We start from the raw sequence: 17,351 nt of genomic DNA on the forward strand, positions 1-17,351 counted from the left end.
AATGGTTGTTCGGCTGTCGCCGCGAGAGAAAGAACGCCTCCCCGGCCGTTTTATGCCGGGGAGGACTGTTTTTTTATACAGATAAAATTATAACAGTCCGACTAAAGAATCCAACTGTGTAATTTCAATATGCGGCAAAAGGCGGGTTTCGGCATCATGATAGACATCGCGCCCGTCAAGATTTATCCAGCAGGTCTGCATTCCGCTGCGCAGTGCGCCTTCCACATCCGTATTCAGATTATCGCCGACATGCAGTATGTTGGCGGGTGGCAGCATCAGGCGCTGAGCAGCGGTCTGATACATATCACAGAAAGGCTTTGAGCGTCCGTCAGCACCGGCTCTGAGGACAAAGGTGAAATAATCTGCCAGTCCGCATTTTTCCGGCTCCATGTTGCCGTTGGTGATCGCCGCCAGCGGGATTTTTTCAGCCAGCAACGCGAGAGTGTCATGGGTGGATTGCGGCACATCAATACGGCTGCGCCACTGTGCAAAATGATCCATAACAGCATCCGTACCGGTCTGTGCCAGTGCTGCGGTATAGCCGTAATGCAGAAAAAAGGAGCGCCAGGAAAGCATACGCCAGCGGCTGACATCATGATAAATATCCGGATGCTGCCGACGCACCCGGTTACGGAAGACAGTAATATAATCCGCAGGTAACTCACTGAAACGCGGGTCATACTGACGGATAAACGCAGTTACTGCCTCTTCGGTTTTATCCATCACCGGACGATTATCATACAGCGTATCGTCAAGATCAAAGGTCATGGCGCGGACAGGTAAAAGGGGACGGTAAAAACGCATCAGGGTTTTCCTCGTTTGGCGCGCGGATGTGCAACATCATACACATTGGCAAGATGCTGAAAGTCCAGATGGGTATAAATTTGTGTGGTGGACAGATTCGCGTGCCCCAGCAATTCCTGTACCGCGCGCAGGTCGCCGCTCGATTCCAGAATATGTGTTGCAAATGAATGACGCAGTTTATGCGGATTAAGATGGCTGTTCAGCCCCTGATGCATACCCCAGTATTCAAAACGTTTCTGCACATTGCGCCCGGAAATCCGTTTGCCGCTTTTGGTGGAGATAAATATCGCCGTGGAGTCCGGATCATACAGTTCACGCAGTTCCAGCCAGCGCTCAAGGCAACTGACTGCCATCCGCCCGAGCGGGACTTTGCGCTCTTTGCTGCCTTTCCCCAGCACCCGGACCTCACCGCCTGCCAAATCAATATCACCGGTATTCAGTCCGACCAGCTCAGACAGCCGCAATCCCGCGCCGTACATCACTTCCAGCATGGTGCGGTCACGTACGGTCAGCGGATCATTGCTTTCTATGTCCATCAGGCGGGTGATGTCATCGACATCCATATTTTTCGGCAGATGACGCCCCTGTTTCGGCGCGCTGACCGCTTTTGCCGGGTTCGCGGACATCTCACCACAACTGACCCGCCAGTCCAGGAATGAGCGCAGGGAAGAGAGGCGCAGCGCTAGGCTTGCCGGCTGTAACCCGGTACGGCGGCTTTTTGCCGCCAGCATCCGGACGGTTGCCGGTTCGAGTTGCACCCAGTCGGTGATTTTGCTGCTGATCATCATCCCGGCAAGTGTTGTGAGCTGCCGCCGGTAGTTTGTGATAGTCACCGGGCTTAACCGGCGCTCAACCCGCAGATATTGCAAAAACTGCTCCACGGGTACGAGCAATTGTTCTGTTGGTGTGCCGGTCATGCCAGTTCTGCCCAGCGTTGCAGCAATTGCGGCAGGAAATACGCGACCTGATCCAGCATCGCCGTACCCATGCCGTTATGGTAATGCTCTTTATCACGGCTGACGAATACCACCACACCGAGGTCATGTTGTGCGCCGAGCAACGACACCGCCGCCGAACCGACAAAAGCACTGTCCGGCAGCAGCAGCTGAATTTCAGGTGCAGTCAGACGACCGAGAAAGTGGTTGCGATCACCAAAACGGGAAAGTCGCATCGTTTCAAAATGTGAGCGGGACAGTGCCAGTTCCTGATTGCGGAACGGCGCACCCAGACGCCAGCAATCCGAAAACAGACGGATCCGCGCATGACTGAGTTTCAGGCTCTTTGCCCAGATATTCAGACGTTCAGAAAAATCATCGAGTGACGTGGCAGCAGAAAGAGAGGCCAGAAGTTTGAGAAGACGCGAGAACAGTTGTTCATTTTCCCCGGCCGCCATCATCAGCTGAGCCAGGTCATCCGTCAGGGTATCAATCCGGTTACGCTGACGCCCCAGTTGCCATTCAACCAAAGAAACCGCCCCTTTTACCGGATGTGGGATACTCATTTCTGCAATCTGTGAGGCGTTGCGGATAAAGAAATCCGGATGTGCTTTCAGGTACGCGAGAACGGCGGCATCATCCGGTTCACGCAGACGTTCAGCCTGCGTGGCAGCCGTATCCTGTAGACTGTCCATCGATATTCATCCTCTTTATGACATTTAAAGATGGATAACACCATCAAATACATGGGTGGCGGGACCGGTCATAAACAGCGGTTTCCCCTCGCCTTCCCAACTGATAAACAGGCGTCCGCCCGGCAAATCAACCCGGACATTGTCCGACAATAATCCCTGACGGATCCCGACAGCCACTGCCGCACAGGCACCACTTCCGCAGGCCTGTGTTTCGCCCACACCGCGCTCATAAACCCGCAGACGCAGATGATCAGGCGCAAGTATCTGCATAAACCCGATATTCACCCGCTCCGGAAAACGCTCGTGGCTTTCCAGCACAGGCCCTATCACATCCACTTCGGCTATTTCTGTATTTTCCACCTGGATAACACAGTGCGGATTGCCCATTGATACCACGCCGCACAAAACAGTGCGCTCTGCTGCGCGGATAATATAGGTTTTTTCTTCTTTCACCGCCCGGAACGGTACCAGTGCAGGATCAAACTCAGGTACGCCCATATTCACCCGGACATTGTCATCATCCGTGAGACTGAGCACCATCCGCCCTGACTGTGTGCTGACCCGGATATCCCGTTTGTTACTCAGCCCTTTCAGGCGGACAAACCGGGCGAAACAGCGCGCACCATTACCGCACTGGGCAACTTCGCTGCCGTCTGCATTAAAAATACGGTAGTGAAAATCCAGTTCCGGATCATAAGGTGCTTCAACCACCAGCAGTTGATCAAAACCAACGCCGGTGTGCCGGTCTGCCAGACGGCAGATAAGCTCCGGTGAAAAATAGATATTCTGGGTGATGGCATCCACCACCATAAAATCATTGCCCAGACCGTGCATTTTGGTGAACTGCATGTTCAGATCCTGTGTATGCGTCAGTAACCGGGGGAGTTCTCCGGCGGCTATCCGGTGGCTATCCGGTCACGGCTGTTTCGTGCTGCCGGTTTCAGCCGCTTTATTCTTTTGTGCAGCCGGCGGCACATCTGCGTTATCAGCAGGGGCACTTTTCGCCGCGGCAGGCTCTGCCGGCGGGAAGTAAAGCGGGCCTTTCAGTCCGCAGCCGGACAAAGTAAGCAGCATCACAGCGGACGCCGCACAGATCATTTTTTTATTCATTTACAGTCATGCCTGTTAATCATCGGTCAATACCCTCTATAATCGCAGTTAGATGTCGAAAAGCAAATAGGAAATGACGATGAACGATACAGAATTTCACCAGACAGCCGATGTTCTGATGCAGGATATTGAAGATAAATTAGATAATTACGACGGCGACGCTGATATTGACTGCGAAACCAATGGCGGCGTAATGACTCTGAGCTTTGAAAATGGCTCAAAAATTATTATCAACCGGCAGGAAGCATTTCATCAGATCTGGCTGGCAGCCCGTAACGGCGGCTATCACTTTAGTCTGAAATCAGATAAATGGATTTGTGATCGCAGCGGCGGGGAGTTTTTTACCATGCTGTCAGAGGCGGTCAGCGAACAGAGTGGTGAAGCCTTCCGCTTCTGACACCCGCAGACATTACAGACTGACGGCACAGGTTGATGGTACAAAACCTGTGCCGTTGCACAACATCAGCCGCGCTGCCCGGCGGCCTGATACTGTAGTGGTGCTATCTCAGTATGAAAATCCGAATACAGGGTATCACCGCGCTCTTCAACCGCCAGATGCGAAAATACATTACCGTGAAAAGGTTTCACCTGTGTTTTTCCGTCTGTTTTCAGAATCTGATAAAACTGCGGCAGATTAAAATTGATAAAGCTGGAGCCATAAGTGAAACGGTCGTGGGAAGACGAGTAAAAACGGCTGACATCACGGACGAGATCATCTTTACTGCCCTCACAACCTGAATAAATCTCCACGCGGTTTGATTCATCCAGTACGTAAATATTGAATCCGTTATCATCACGGTTTTCAAAGAAAAACTGGATAATCCCCTCACTCGCATAGCCATCCACCACATCCGGCAGATGCCCGGTTTCCGTACTGATTTTTACCGGAAACCCACGCAGTTTGTTATTGGAGATAGCGCCGTAAAATTCGACGGCATTTTCCAGTTTCTGTACTGAGACATTCAGACGTTCAAAGAACAATCCCCATGTCTGACCGGCGAGACGCAGAGCTTTGAAGCGGCCCGGATCCTGACGGTTAGTGGTTAAGCGCAGTTCAATACACTCAGAAACCAACTGCTGAATACGGGTACGGATAAGCCCGCGCAGATGACGGCTGTAACAGAAGACCTCCACGCCTGACGGCGGTGCCGCATCCTGGTGCATCTTGCCCAAAATCGTTTTGATGGCTTCCAGCACCGACTGTTCGCCGCTGAAATGCAGTGTCCGGACTTCGTTCCATGAGTTGCGGTAAAGCAAATCAATACTGCCGACCAGGCACTTTTGCTCCTCGCCGAAACTGAATACATCCGGTTTGCTCATATCAAAATGAACAACCTGCTGCGCAAAATCAGCCGTCGGATCCTGCTCCAGATTGACGATAATCGCCAGATGACGGATTTCACACGGACTGTAAAGCGCACGCGGGGTCGGTGCCGGCAGGCTGATAGGGAAATTTAGTGAAACATCATGCACCAGTTCATGCAATTTTTGTTCATCACAGTGAGATTCACCGTTATGAATATACACGCGGGTTTTGTCTGTCAGCAGCCCGTTAAAGTAGGTCCATGAAACGAGCTTATTCAGATAGCGGTTATATTCAAGCGGCTGATGACCAATAATGGTATGAATGGTCGGTGCCTGATTATACAGATACCAGCCGCTGCGGTTAGCCCGCCCGCGGGGAACATAAATAAAGGTCAGATTCTCTTCTGACAGATCCGGCGAAATCTGCGGATTCACCAGGGTCACTTTCCCCGGCAGTGCTTCAAATGCCGCATACAATTTCCGGGTCAGAACCCCGATATCCTGCGGGCTGGCGCTGACGCTCAGATTGTTACGCCGCGCAAAACGGATCAGGTTACGGTAGCTTTGCATCATGGTATCGAGCAACTCATTGTGCGCATCGCGCACCTGCTCAATCTTCCAGTCATTGCGGCGATCAAGTATCGCCAGACGTTCCGGTGACCATCCCCACGCGGTAACCATCTCCGCCAGTACCTGGCAGCGCCAGCCACCGGATGCGCGTTCACTGACTCCGGCAGGCGGTTTTTCACAGATTTTCAGGTAAAAACAGCGGCGGATTAGATCAAGGCGGGTTTCATCATTAATGGCTTTCAGATAACGCGTGATGCGGTCAAGCAGCATACAGTAGGCATCCAGTCCGTAATGGACTATCTCACCGGCATGAAGATGTTTCTTAAACTCTGTCGCCAGAAGCTGCCCGTTCGGGTAATCCCACGAGTAAGCTTCCAGCAGTAAACTTTTGATAACGGCTTTATACGGTGAATCAACACTTTTATACAGTTGCCACAAACTGGCACCAAAGTACTCTTCTGCTGATAATTCACCCAATCCGCCCAAATCCAGCCACTCATTCGGGGTTAATACACCCTGCGCATAAAGTGACATCACATATTCATCGTAGTGATGCTCTTCTTCTGCCGGTACCATCGTCCACAGCAGGCGCTTACCGGCCATCCGCACAGCGGTGCGATAAAATTCATCAAGCAGTAAAATGTGCTGGGTCGAGCCGCAGTCTTCGCCGTTAAGGCTGCCGCTGGCATTATGGCGGAAACGGTTTTCATCGATCAGAAAGAACGTGACATCAATCCCTTTACCCGCAGCCCACTCTTCAATCAATGTGCATTTGCGCTGTAAATTCTGTTTTTCATCATTATCAAGCCAGGACTGATGACAAACCCAGATATCCAGATCAGACGAATGGCTCTGACCGACAGAGGAGGTGCTGCCCATAGAGTAGATGCCGGTTATCGGCAGTTCGCCGTTGGCATTGCACGGCTTGCATTCACCATGCTGACGGGAAAAGTCACTCATCCAGTCAGTCTGAAAATCGTCAGATGCCCAGAAACAGACGCCATGCGGCACGCTGCCCTGTACATAGCCCGGCATATCAGGATGGTGATGGTGCAACAACACGGGCAACAAACCATACACTTCTGTAAACGCCCGACTCATCCCGATGGTCGCGCGCTCTGATCTGAGCTGATTTATTGCATCCAAACGCTGCTTGAGAGTTTCAATATAGAGATACAAAGGGTTCGCCTGATTTTATTTCATGTAACTGGAAATGACCTGATGTCCGGCTTTATGTGTAAATGAATACAGACTAATGATGACGCTGAAAATGATAAGAATTGGAATCAATGCTAAATTGCCGGAAACGTGATCAATCTAACACCTTCAGGGCAAAGGGTAAAGCATGAGACTAAAAAAGGCACGATTACCCAAAGTTATCAATCCGGATATAAATAGTTGTAAATACTCTATTTTCCATAAAAATTATTGTGATACACACAAATAGTGTAAGGAAATAACCCGTAAATCTGATTCAACCCCCCGGCTGTATTTTTTTTGACCAAAAAAGTAACATTACGTATCCCTTTATGTATATTTTATATATTTTAATAATACAATTAATTAGTTATTTAAGTTGAAACGATTTAATTAATTACCGGAACTACAAATTAATTTAATTATTTAAAATATATTTTAATCACCTCCTGACATACTCTTGCCACCTGATAATCAGATTCGTCATTTTTCGGCCTTATCTGCCGGGCAGATCTCGTCACATAACTGGAAAAATAATCAGCAAAATGATAAAACAAAGGCAGTTTTTCTTATTTTTCCGGTTACCCTTAACTCCTGAAATCCGGATAAAAAGACAAGGATCCCAGACAATTATCATGACCAATCAACTGTTGCGCATCGCTACCCGTCAAAGCCCGCTCGCTCTCTGGCAGGCCGAATTTGTTAAACAAGCGCTTGAACAGCGGCATCCGGGACTGCATGTCGAACTGGTCCCGATGGTGACCAAAGGTGACATTATTCTTGATACGCCACTGGCAAAAGTGGGCGGTAAAGGTCTGTTTGTGAAAGAGCTGGAGATGGCATTACTGGAAAACCGGGCGGATATTGCCGTGCATTCCATGAAAGATGTCCCGGTGGATTTCCCGGACGGACTGGGTTTAGTCACTATTTGTGAGCGGGAAGATCCGCGCGATGCCTTTGTTTCCAATCAGTACGCGTCTGTTGAGGCATTACCGCCGGGCAGTATTGTCGGTACCTCCAGCCTGCGCCGCCAGTGTCAGTTACGGGAACGCCGTCCGGATCTGGTGATCCGCGACCTGCGCGGTAATGTGGGCACGCGGCTGGGTAAACTGGATAACGGTGAATACGATGCCATTATCCTGCTGCTGCCGGACTGAAACGACTGAAGCTGGACGCCCGTATCCGCTGTACAATGTCACCGGAAGAGTCACTCCCGGCTGTCGGTCAGGGTGCGGTGGGCATTGAGTGCCGTCTGGATGATGAACACACCCGTTCTCTGCTCAGCGCGCTCAATCATGATGCAACTGATATCTGTGTCCGGGCGGAACGCGCGATGAATACCCGCCTTGAAGGTGGCTGTCAGGTGCCAATCGGCAGTTATGCAGTCTGGCAGGGTGATAACATCTGGCTGCGGGCGCTGGTCGGCGCACCGGACGGCAGTGAAGTTATCCGTGGTGAGCGGCTTTGTACGCCGCAGGAGGCCGCCGCTGCCGGTGTTTCTCTGGCAGAAGAGCTGCTTGATAAAGGCGCACGGGCTATCCTGACTGAGGTTTATCAGGGGCATGCACCTGCATGACCATCCTGGTCACCCGCCCTTCCCCGGCCGGTGAAACCCTGGTCACCGCACTGCGCGCGCGCGGGCAGAATGCCATTTCTGCCCCGCTGATCCGGATACAGCCCGGAAACGAACTGCCGCTGCTGACCACAAAAATGGCGGCACTTTCTCCCGGTGATACCCTTTTTCTGCTGTCAAAGAATGCGGTTTATCACGCAAATGAACGGCTGATTCAACAGAATTACCTGTGGTCTGATAAGTTTTGCTATTATGGTATCGGGCAGTCAACTGCACAGTATTTTCAGGCTCTGACCGGATTACCCGCCGGGTTTATGTCCGGCGGCGAAACCAGTGAGCATCTGCTGACCCGCCCGGATTTACAGACACTGACCGGACGCCGTATCCTTTTACTGCGCGGTAACGGCGGCAGAGAGCATCTTGCTCAGACCCTGCGCGAACGCGGTGCTGACGTAAATTACTGTGAATGTTACCGCCGGGAGCCTGTTGAGTATGATGGCGGAGAATGCGCCCTGCGGTGGCAGGAACAACAGGTTAACACCCTGGTGGTCACCAGCGGCGAAATGCTGCAACTGCTCAGACAACTTATTCCGCCGGCACATATCAGCTGGTTATTTCAGTGCCGGATAGTCGTTGTCAGTGACAGACTGGCGGCGATTGCACACTCTCTGGGCTGGCAACATATTATTATTGCCCGCAGCGCAGACAATGAAGCCTTACTTCAGGCTCTACAATGAATAAAAAATATGGGACGCCACTTATGACGGAACTCGAAAAAAAAAACCGGATCTGCTGATACGCCTGACACACAGGATGGCGTATCTGATACAGCGGTGCAGGCGGATAAACAAACCGCGGCCCGGGAAAAATCTGCCGGAAAAAACGTCACTGAAAAAGCGGCGTCAGCTAAAAACAACACAACCGCACAGCCGGAAACACCAACGCGCGGACACACCCCGCCCGAACCCTCTGCCGCAGAAAAAAAACCGCAGTCCGGTTTTCTGCGCAGTGCCGTTGCGCTCGCCGTTATTTTACTGATCGGCGGCGGTGTATGGTATGCATCGCAGATCAATACGCAAACACTGTCACAGCGGCTGGAAGCGGAAAACGCACAGCTGAAATCACAGATGGCGCAGTTGCAGCAGGAACAATTGCAAAGCCATAAACAAATGCAGGAATTTATCACTCAGCAATCAGCACTCAGCGCTCAGTATCAGCAACAGGATGCCACACTGAAACATGAGCTGGATTTGCTGCGCAGCCGTGTCAGCACCTTGTCCAGTGCCGATGTAAAAAGCTGGCTGATAGCACAGGCTGATTTTCTGGTCAAAATGGCAGAACGCAAGCTATGGAATGATCAGGATGTCGTCACCGCCATGGTATTACTGAAAAATGCCGATGCCAGCCTGGCAGAAATGAACGACCCCGGTCTGCTGGATGTCCGGACCGCGCTGCGTAATGATATCACCGCGCTCTCAGCGGTCAGCCAGATCGATTTTGACGGCACTATTTTACGCCTGAATCAACTGGCAAATCAGGTTGATAACCTGCGTATTGATGATGGCAGCCGTGACGGTGCGCCGATGGACAGCAGCGACAGCGAAGGTATCACATCATCCGTTGCAGACTGGCGGACAAACCTGACCAAAAGCTGGCAGAGCTTTATGAGTGACTTTATTACTATCCGCCGCCGCGACAGCAGCGCTGCACCTCTGCTGGCACCAAATCAGGATATTTATGTCCGTGAAAATATCCGCGCCCAGTTGCTGATTGCCGCTCAGGCGGTGCCGCGTCACCAGGAAGAGAGCTACAAACAGGCACTGGATTCAGTCTCCACCTGGGTTCGTGCATATTTTGCGGATAATGACCCGGAAAATACTGCATTCCTGAAAGAAATTGATGAATTAGCCGCACAGCCTGTCGCCATGAGCATACCGGACAGCCTGTCCAGCCAGCCGCTGCTGGATAAACTGGTACAGACGCGGATCCGCCGTTTGCTCAATGATGAGGCTCTGCCACCACCGGTTGCCGAACCACAGGCAGTACCCGCAGAGCCGGCGCCTGCTGTGCCGGAAGCAGCACCAAAACAGGAGGGATAACGGATGTTTAAACTCTTTATTCTGTTCCTTGTCCTGATCGCGGGGATCATTATCGGACCGCTGGTCGCCGGACATCAGGGCTATGTACTGATCCAGACTGATGATTATGACATTGAAACCAGTGTCACCGGGCTCGTTATCTGCTTTCTCGGATTACAGGCCGCGCTGATATTACTCGGCTGGTGCTGGCGTCGTCTGAGAACCGGCAGTTCCCGGACTCTGGGCTGGTTTGGCGGTCATAAGCGCAACCGCGCCCGCAGCCTGACCAATGACGCCCTGCTTAAACTGGCAGAAGGCGATTTCCGCCAGGTGGAAAAATTGCTCAGCCGCAGTGCAGATAATGCCGAACAACCGCTGGTCAACTATTTACTTGCCGCAGAAGCAGCACAACAGCGCAGTGATAATATCCGGGCTAATCAATATCTTGAACGGGCAGCTGAACTGGCCGGAAATCACCAGTTACCGGTTGATATCACCCGCGCACGTATTTTGCTGACCCGTAATGAAATTCCGGCAGCACGCACCGCAATTGATAACCTGCTGGATATTGCCCCGCGCCATCCGGAAGTACTGCGTCTGGCAGAGCAGGTTTATGCACGCTCCGGTGCCTGGAAATCCCTGGTTGCCATCTTGCCGGCAATGAAAAAATCCGGTGAGTTTACTGATGAGCAGGTTGAGCAGACAGAAACCCGCGCCTGGCTCGGTATGATGCAGCAGGTTGCCGATCAGGATGGCAGTGATGCACTGCGCCACTGGTGGAAAAATCTGAGCCGCCATCTGCGTCATAATCCGGATCTGGCGGTAGCCGCTGCACAGCACTTTATTGCCGGTGATGATATGAGTGATGCAGAAGCCGTGATACTTGACGGGCTGAAACGACAGAAAGATGATCGCCTGCTGATACTGCTGCCACGTATCCGGACAGAAAATCCGAAAGCTATCCGTAAAATACTGAACCAGCTACAGAAAGATGACAGCAAACAACCGTTGCTCAACAGTACATTGGGGCAAATGGCGATGCAGGAAGGCCGGTGGGAAGACGCTGAGCAATACTTCAAATCCGCCCTGAATACCCGCAGGGATACACATGATGCCGCCTGGCTTGCCGATGTGCTGGATAAACAAAAGAAATATGAAGAGTCAGCAATGATCCGCCGCAATGCACTGCTGGACACACTGACACTGCCGGATGAGAACCATTAACTTTACACTGATACGTCATTAAAAGAGATTGACGACATCATGTATTGATGGCAAAAATAAGACATAAAAAAACACCTATCGTGAAACGATAGGTGTATAAAAATACAATCAGGTCTACAGACGGGTGGTGCCTCACTCAACGTTACGTCCTGTTGTTGATGTAAAGATTTCGGGATCTTTTACATCGATAACCCGGACAATAGGCACCGAATCTAGCTCTGCATCATCTCCGGGTTTATGAAGCTTTCGCAATCATAAGAAATGAGATGAGCATCTACACTCAGAGTAATGCACAACCCGTGCCAACTATTACGCCTCCTTATTTTCCCACGGTTTCCGTGGGTTTATTTTTTCTGCCCTTCCCCCCTGAGCTAAATGACCGGCGCAAATCTGCCCGCACTGTCTCTTTTTTGAGACGCTTTTTGATATCAATATTATTTTCATTATAAATCAATACATTAAGTGTCTCATATTAACGACATGGATTATGCCCATTGTCGCCAAATACACACAATCAATATAACTAATTGATTTTTAATATAAATAACTCAGTCATTAAATACACAAAAGATATTCACCAACCATTTTTTCACAAACAATCAGAGAAACAGGATTAGCAGGATTAGCAGGATTAGCAGGATTAGCAGGATTAGCAGGATTAGCAGGATTAGCAGGATTAGCAGGATTAGCAGGATTAGCAGGATTAGTTAAACAGAAGAAATAAAGAGAGGAAAGCAATAATATGAAAAATAACAGAACGGCAGAAACGAAAAAGCCCCGCTATAAGCGGGGCTTTTTCTGAATATGGTCGGCGAGATAGGATTCGAACCTACGACCCACTGGTCCCAAACCAGTTGCGCTACCAAGCTGCGCTACTCGCCGAAAGTCTGACTTTTCATGATGATGGTGCGAAGGGGGGGACTTGAACCCCCACGTCCGTAAGAACACTAACACCTGAAGCTAGCGCGTCTACCAATTCCGCCACCCTCGCAGGTTCATCACTACAGTCAATGCTACATGTAAAATGGGGTGGCTAATGGGACTCGAACCCACGACGACTGGAATCACAATCCAGGGCTCTACCAACTGAGCTATAGCCACCATCACATCGTAACATTTTACTACAAACTACAACTACTTACAACAGCGAAATACTTAATCCGTAACTTGTGCACACTTAATGGTGCGCCCGACAGGATTCGAACCTGAGACCTCTGCCTCCGGAGGGCAGCGCTCTATCCAGCTGAGCTACGGGCGCTTTACGCCGTTGCGGGAAAGAATAGTACGGATTTCTCTATTATCTGTCCAGTGCTTTTTTTCACAAATGTATTGTTTGCTCAGTCTTTATCCGTTTCGCTGAGAAAGAGAGCGTTTTTCCGCAAAAAGCTCCCTGAAATGCCCTGTTTACAGTTTATTTCCGTAATAATAACCAAGAAATTTCAGCAATTTAAACTGGCGGCGAAAGCGGGTTGGTTGTGATAACAGGCGGTAAAGCCATTCCAGCCCCATATTCTGCCATACTTTAGGCGCACGCTTCACATGTCCGGTAAACACGTCGTAGGTGCCGCCTACGCCCATATAAAGGGCATCCGGATGAACCTTACGGCAATCACGCATAAAGATTTCCTGTTTCGGCGATCCCATGGCGACAGTCACAATCTTTGCCCCGCTGTCACGGATGCGCTCAAACAGTGCATCACGCTGCTCCGGGGTGAAATATCCATCCTGAGTACCGGCCAGATTCACATTCCACTGTGCTTTCAGCTTAGCCTCTGTTTCCGCCAGCACCGTCGGTTTACCACCGACAAGAAAGACCGGCGTGTTTTCCTGCCCGGCCTGCGCCATCAGCGCTTCCCATAAATCAGCACCGGCAACACGGGAAACCTCCGCCTGCGGATATTTACGGCGTATAGCCCGGACAATACTGATGCCGTCAGCATACAGATACTCTGCATTGCTCAGCAGCGTATTCAGCGCCTCGTCCTGTTCTGCGGTCATCACTTTCTCGGCATTCATTGCCACCAGTGTTCCGCGTTTAATCTGTCCGTCCGCAAACAAATAATTCAGAAAATGCGCCTGATCACGGAATCCCCAAATCGGGTAATTACGGATACTGTATTGCGGGATTTGTTCCGTACTGCCGGCATCAGATGATAACGGTTCCATACTCATTCCTTACGATGAAAGACGGGTGCGTTTGCCCTGTGAAATCACATAATGACGGATGACCCCGGCCACTTCGAACAGCCAGTACAGTAATTTCGCCACCATCAGACAAAAACCAAAAATAAGACAGAAGAACACCACGCGGGAAACAAATGAGTCCATTCCTTCGCGGGCCAGCACAATCATGTTAAATATCGCGCCGAAACAGAAAGCATGCAGAATAGCGGCTTTATACCGGTTAGTTTCCCGCTGCCCCTGAACATAGAGCCAGTCAAACCATTTGATAATTAATCCGACCACCACCGCGCCGAGCGGAACAAACCAGAACCCGCCCATGACCACCAGCGATCCTATCAGTGTCGGGGAAATCGCCAGCCCGGAATGGTTGTTCAGGACTTCCCAGGTAAAATAGTTTGCTGCATTCAGTACAGTATCCGGCCGGTCAGGCCACAGCCAGCCCGGGATAAAGACATAGAAATCACGGATGATCGGCGCCAGTCCCTGAAACTCGATTTTGTCGTAGTTATCCAGCAGCAACCCGAGGTTCTCCCACGGCGAGAAAGTATCGCGGGTCAGATAGAGGAAGGTATAAAAGGCTTCTGCGCCGCTGACATCCAGACTGTAACGTTTGAGCGCCAGCCAGAACATACCCACCACGCCGAATACACCGGCGCTGACCAGCATCCACAATGAGATCCAGCCACGGACAATCCCGATAAACAGGAAAAGCGCAAACGCAATAATGATATTGGCGCGGGTTCCGCCGACAATCACGTAAGTCATAATCCCGAATGCCACTGTCGCTATCAGGAAGCCAATCCAGCGGTTAAAGGTCGGTTTCAGGAAGAACACCACCAGCATGGCGGGGATGAAGAAATAGAAGAAGCGCTTTAACGCCACACCTGTGACCTGGCTTGAGAAAATCTGGCTGTAGGTTTTCAGCTTGAATAACAGTAACCCGTTTTCCATAAAGAAAATCCCGGCAGTACCGATGGCAATCGCCGCCAGCAGCATCCAGGTCAGGTTTGTTTCTGTTTTATTCATGCTGAACAACGGATGGCTGCCCGTTGATTGCGTTTTGCGCAGCCTGGTTTTATACGCCACATAATAAATAGCATAGAAACTGGTTGATGCCAGCAAGGCCTGCAACAACGAGGAAGCCGGCACCACCTGTACATCAAACTGAAAAACCAGCGTAAATGTAAACGGAAATCCGAAATAGAAAGTCAGCAGATAAAGCAGGGAAAAGAAGATATTAAAATTGAAACGAACCCGCCGGAACTCCCGGTAGGTCAGCAGCAGGATGAACGTCAGTGAGATAAACCAGACGGCAAACAGCCCGATAAAATCAAACTGGCTCATGCCTTTTTCTCCTGCGAAAGGGTCAGCACACGCTCCCAGCCCTGAACAAAGTTCGGGCTGAAAAAAGCGATTTTCTCACGGTCGAGCGCAAACAGTTGCTCACGCGCCTGCGCAACAACAGCAGGAGTCAACTCATCTCCGTAAAACAGAACCGGCACCTGCTGCTCTGTCATATCCTGCCAGAACGGGTTCTGACGGCTGATAACAAACGGAATACCGAACTGGATCAGAAGACAGAGCGTACCGATTCCCTGCTGGCGGTTAAAGATAAAATAGCCGAGGTCGCACTGTCTCAGCTGATTGAGATAAACATCAAAGTCTATTTTATCTTTCAGAATTTCAACCTGTTGTGAAGAAAACAGTTTCTCTGAAAATTCTTCAACTTCGCCAATATAAGCACTGTTATTTTCCGGATATCCCATCGGGATAATAATCTTCACCTTGTCACCGAACTGCGCATGAATGCGTGTCAGCGCCTCTGTATGACGATTTGAGCGATCACCCGAGTTACCCAGCAGGATCATGACATTATCATACTGCGTGGCTCCGGTGGTGTTAAAACTGTCAGGGACGGGTCCATGCGGGTCGGGAAATAGAGTAAATCACCCGGCACCTGCGGACGGAACTGTTCAAAGTAATTTAAATCCCCGCGCGTTCCGAAGACATGCCCGACGCGCTTTTGGGCCAGGCGGCGCAGGTGATAAAACAGTCTGAATTTCAGCTGGCGGGAATCCTCATATAAATCAGCCCCCCAGATGTGCCAGAAGAACTGATGGCGTTTTATTTTGCCAAACAGTAATCCCAGCCAGATCAGCGCATTAAACTGACCGTGAAAGAAAAAGCGGCACTGCCGGTCACGTTTTGCTTTTACGGTGACCGCATTTGCCAGGCTTTTCTTATCCGGATAAACATCCAGTTCCAGGTTGGGATATTGCGCCAGAAGCTGTCCGGCTGTGGAAACGACCATAAATTCCGGCATTTCATCACGCGGCAGTGCAGGTGCCAGCACATCATTAAAGAAGCGCAGCACGGTTTGGTTATGGTGCGGGATATCAGATCCTAAAACGTGAATTAAAGTTATCATGCTCGCCTGCAATAGATCAGAAATACGCTACAACACAAAAGGAAGTAGATAATATAAGTCACCATATACGCCTGCGCCGCGCCGACAGCGCCGTGTGCAGGGATAAGCCAGTATGCGGACAGCGTCAGTAACACAAACTGCGTCACTTCAGTGAGGATATAAAACCGCAGTGCGGCTTTGGCAATCACCAGATATCCGAACACATACGCACCCACTTTCAGCACATCACCGGTAAGCTGCCATACAAACAGCTCCCGCATTCCGGTAAATTCTTCAGAAAACAACAACCAGATAGCAAAATCCCGCAGCAGCCAGACCATAAAACTCGCAACAGCCACAGCGGGTAATACAAATTTCAGCGATTTTATAATTTCGCGGCGGATAGCCGTTTTTTCCTGTAAACGCGCGAGTGTCGGCAGCAGATAGACAGAAAATGATGCTGTAATAAACTGTAAATACGCATCTGAAATACTGGTGACGCCAACCCACATCCCTACCGCATCCCAGCTGTAGCGGTCCGCCAGCAGGTTTCGCATCAGGATATAAGCCACCGGCAGTGTTACCGCCGTCATCAGCGCCATCAGGGTAAATTTCCCCAGATGCGAGGCAATCGCGCGATCCCATGCCGGTTTCAGGTCTGACAGCGGGAAGCGTTTACGGCGCAGCATAATAATCAGCGCAGGGAAAATAATCAGCGCAGGCACCAGCGCAAGCCCCGCCAGTGCGCCGCCGTAACCCCACAGCCGCAGGCAAAGATAATACGCCGCCACACCAATCAGGCTGCCTGCCACAATCGCAAGGGCATTGCCGCTGGCGTCACGGTAACCTTTTAAAATCGCAAGGAAATAGTTAGCATAACCAATTCCCATCTGAATAAATGCCACTGCAACGATAACTTCACGATATGAATCGTGTCCGAACAGCAGCACACTGATTTGTGCACTGAACAGCAGAAATGCAATCGCCAGCAGGGTCGAAAAAAGCAGAATAATCGTCGATGACGTGCCTAATATCGCCCGGCGCTTATCAGCGTCCTCATGGTGCTCGGCAATATATTTTGTGACACCATTAAAAATACCGGCGCCGGACAGCACGCCGAGTACCGTAACCAACTGGCGGAAGTTTCCCGCCTGCCCGATACCGGACGGGCCGTAGGCCAGCGCCAGCAGTTTGACGACTAACAGCCCCGCCCCGATTTTGATCAGGGTGGAGCCGGCCGTCCAGATTGATGCTCTGGCTAAAGACATA

At 50.7% G+C, this 17,351-nt stretch carries 13 protein-coding genes, 4 tRNA genes and 2 pseudogenes; 5 read left to right on the plus strand and 14 right to left on the minus strand.

All coding sequences use genetic code 11. The annotated features are described in order from the left end of the window. Positions 1 to 87: 87 nt before the first annotated feature. The 5 genes from yigB to lptM form a co-directional block, all read right to left on the minus strand. Positions 88 to 804 (minus strand): 5-amino-6-(5-phospho-D-ribitylamino)uracil phosphatase YigB, encoded by a 717-nt coding sequence (yigB, locus tag AYY16_RS09125; RefSeq protein WP_067365355.1) that lies wholly within the window; start codon positions 802 to 804, stop codon positions 88 to 90. Then, entirely contained in the window at positions 804 to 1,721 is a 918-nt protein-coding gene (gene xerC / locus AYY16_RS09130) for a tyrosine recombinase XerC (RefSeq protein WP_067365358.1), read from the minus strand. Before xerC ends, yigB begins: the two co-directional genes overlap by 1 nt. Further along, the gene (locus AYY16_RS09135) at positions 1,718 to 2,434 is read right to left on the minus strand and encodes a DUF484 family protein (RefSeq protein ID WP_067365361.1); all 717 of its coding nucleotides are present in this window, start codon (positions 2,432 to 2,434) and stop codon (positions 1,718 to 1,720) included. The genes xerC and AYY16_RS09135 overlap by 4 nt, the downstream gene beginning before the upstream one ends. A gap of 24 nt (positions 2,435 to 2,458) precedes the next feature. Next, positions 2,459 to 3,283, minus strand: coding sequence for a diaminopimelate epimerase (gene dapF / locus AYY16_RS09140; RefSeq protein WP_067365364.1), 825 nt, complete (start codon positions 3,281 to 3,283; stop codon positions 2,459 to 2,461). Between the two features lie 66 nt (positions 3,284 to 3,349). Beyond that, positions 3,350 to 3,544, minus strand: coding sequence for an LPS translocon maturation chaperone LptM (lptM, locus tag AYY16_RS09145; protein ID WP_067365367.1), 195 nt, complete (start codon positions 3,542 to 3,544; stop codon positions 3,350 to 3,352). Between the two features lie 79 nt (positions 3,545 to 3,623). Between lptM and cyaY the strand changes: the two genes are divergently transcribed. Beyond that, positions 3,624 to 3,941 (plus strand): iron donor protein CyaY, encoded by a 318-nt coding sequence (gene cyaY, locus AYY16_RS09150; protein WP_067365370.1) that lies wholly within the window; start codon positions 3,624 to 3,626, stop codon positions 3,939 to 3,941. Positions 3,942 to 4,006: 65 nt separating this feature from the next. Here cyaY and AYY16_RS09155 read toward each other — a convergent pair whose 3' ends face one another. Further along, positions 4,007 to 6,598 (minus strand): class I adenylate cyclase, encoded by a 2,592-nt coding sequence (locus AYY16_RS09155; RefSeq protein ID WP_067365372.1) that lies wholly within the window; start codon positions 6,596 to 6,598, stop codon positions 4,007 to 4,009. A gap of 653 nt (positions 6,599 to 7,251) precedes the next feature. On the opposite strand from AYY16_RS09155, the pseudogene hemC reads away from it, so the two are divergent. From hemC to AYY16_RS09175, 4 genes and pseudogenes are all read left to right on the plus strand, one after another. Then, a pseudogene (gene hemC, locus AYY16_RS09160) lies at positions 7,252 to 8,192 on the plus strand (hydroxymethylbilane synthase). Beyond that, the gene (hemD, locus tag AYY16_RS09165) at positions 8,189 to 8,926 is read left to right on the plus strand and encodes a uroporphyrinogen-III synthase (protein WP_067365375.1); all 738 of its coding nucleotides are present in this window, start codon (positions 8,189 to 8,191) and stop codon (positions 8,924 to 8,926) included. Before hemC ends, hemD begins: the two are co-directional and overlap by 4 nt. Positions 8,927 to 9,022: 96 nt before the next feature. Further along, positions 9,023 to 10,288, plus strand: coding sequence for a uroporphyrinogen-III C-methyltransferase (hemX, locus tag AYY16_RS09170; protein ID WP_082970671.1), 1,266 nt, complete (start codon positions 9,023 to 9,025; stop codon positions 10,286 to 10,288). A 3-nt stretch (positions 10,289 to 10,291) separates the two neighbouring features. Continuing rightward, positions 10,292 to 11,491, plus strand: coding sequence for a heme biosynthesis HemY N-terminal domain-containing protein (locus AYY16_RS09175; protein WP_067365378.1), 1,200 nt, complete (start codon positions 10,292 to 10,294; stop codon positions 11,489 to 11,491). Between the two features lie 805 nt (positions 11,492 to 12,296). Here AYY16_RS09175 and AYY16_RS09180 read toward each other — a convergent pair. The 8 genes and pseudogenes from AYY16_RS09180 to wzxE all read right to left on the minus strand — a co-directional run bounded on the left by AYY16_RS09180 (position 12,297) and on the right by wzxE (position 17,350). Further along, positions 12,297 to 12,373, minus strand: a tRNA-Pro gene (locus tag AYY16_RS09180). A gap of 22 nt (positions 12,374 to 12,395) precedes the next feature. Further along, positions 12,396 to 12,482: transfer RNA gene (locus tag AYY16_RS09185), tRNA-Leu, on the minus strand. A gap of 34 nt (positions 12,483 to 12,516) precedes the next feature. Beyond that, a tRNA-His gene (locus AYY16_RS09190) sits at positions 12,517 to 12,592 on the minus strand. An 80-nt stretch (positions 12,593 to 12,672) separates the two neighbouring features. Then, positions 12,673 to 12,749 (minus strand) — tRNA-Arg (locus tag AYY16_RS09195). A 146-nt stretch (positions 12,750 to 12,895) separates the two neighbouring features. Continuing rightward, on the minus strand, positions 12,896 to 13,657 hold the full coding sequence (wecG, locus tag AYY16_RS09200) for a lipopolysaccharide N-acetylmannosaminouronosyltransferase (RefSeq protein WP_067365381.1): 762 nt from the start codon (positions 13,655 to 13,657) through the stop codon (positions 12,896 to 12,898). Positions 13,658 to 13,666: 9 nt separating this feature from the next. Further along, a complete protein-coding gene (gene wzyE / locus AYY16_RS09205; RefSeq protein WP_067365383.1) occupies positions 13,667 to 15,019 on the minus strand; it encodes an ECA oligosaccharide polymerase in 1,353 nt (450 codons plus the stop codon). After that, positions 15,016 to 16,103: pseudogene (locus AYY16_RS09210) on the minus strand (TDP-N-acetylfucosamine:lipid II N-acetylfucosaminyltransferase). The gene wzyE and the pseudogene AYY16_RS09210 overlap by 4 nt, the downstream one beginning before the upstream one ends. After that, positions 16,100 to 17,350, minus strand: coding sequence for a lipid III flippase WzxE (wzxE, locus tag AYY16_RS09215; protein ID WP_067365385.1), 1,251 nt, complete (start codon positions 17,348 to 17,350; stop codon positions 16,100 to 16,102). Before wzxE ends, AYY16_RS09210 begins: the two are co-directional and overlap by 4 nt. Position 17,351 lies beyond the last annotated feature (1 nt).

Origin of the sequence: Morganella psychrotolerans (assembly GCF_001676155.1) — a bacterium.
GTDB lineage: Bacteria > Pseudomonadota > Gammaproteobacteria > Enterobacterales > Enterobacteriaceae > Morganella > Morganella psychrotolerans.

Coding starts and splice junctions, on each gene's coding strand:
- yigB (WP_067365355.1), bottom strand. CDS start 804: ATGCGTTTTTACCGTCCCCTTTTACCTGTCCGCGCCATGACCTTTGAT.
- xerC (WP_067365358.1), bottom strand. CDS start 1,721: ATGACCGGCACACCAACAGAACAATTGCTCGTACCCGTGGAGCAGTTT.
- AYY16_RS09135 (WP_067365361.1), bottom strand. CDS start 2,434: ATGGACAGTCTACAGGATACGGCTGCCACGCAGGCTGAACGTCTGCGT.
- dapF (WP_067365364.1), bottom strand. CDS start 3,283: ATGCAGTTCACCAAAATGCACGGTCTGGGCAATGATTTTATGGTGGTG.
- lptM (WP_067365367.1), bottom strand. CDS start 3,544: ATGAATAAAAAAATGATCTGTGCGGCGTCCGCTGTGATGCTGCTTACT.
- cyaY (WP_067365370.1), top strand. CDS start 3,624: ATGAACGATACAGAATTTCACCAGACAGCCGATGTTCTGATGCAGGAT.
- hemD (WP_067365375.1), top strand. CDS start 8,189: ATGACCATCCTGGTCACCCGCCCTTCCCCGGCCGGTGAAACCCTGGTC.
- AYY16_RS09175 (WP_067365378.1), top strand. CDS start 10,292: ATGTTTAAACTCTTTATTCTGTTCCTTGTCCTGATCGCGGGGATCATT.
- wecG (WP_067365381.1), bottom strand. CDS start 13,657: ATGGAACCGTTATCATCTGATGCCGGCAGTACGGAACAAATCCCGCAA.
- wzyE (WP_067365383.1), bottom strand. CDS start 15,019: ATGAGCCAGTTTGATTTTATCGGGCTGTTTGCCGTCTGGTTTATCTCA.
- wzxE (WP_067365385.1), bottom strand. CDS start 17,350: ATGTCTTTAGCCAGAGCATCAATCTGGACGGCCGGCTCCACCCTGATC.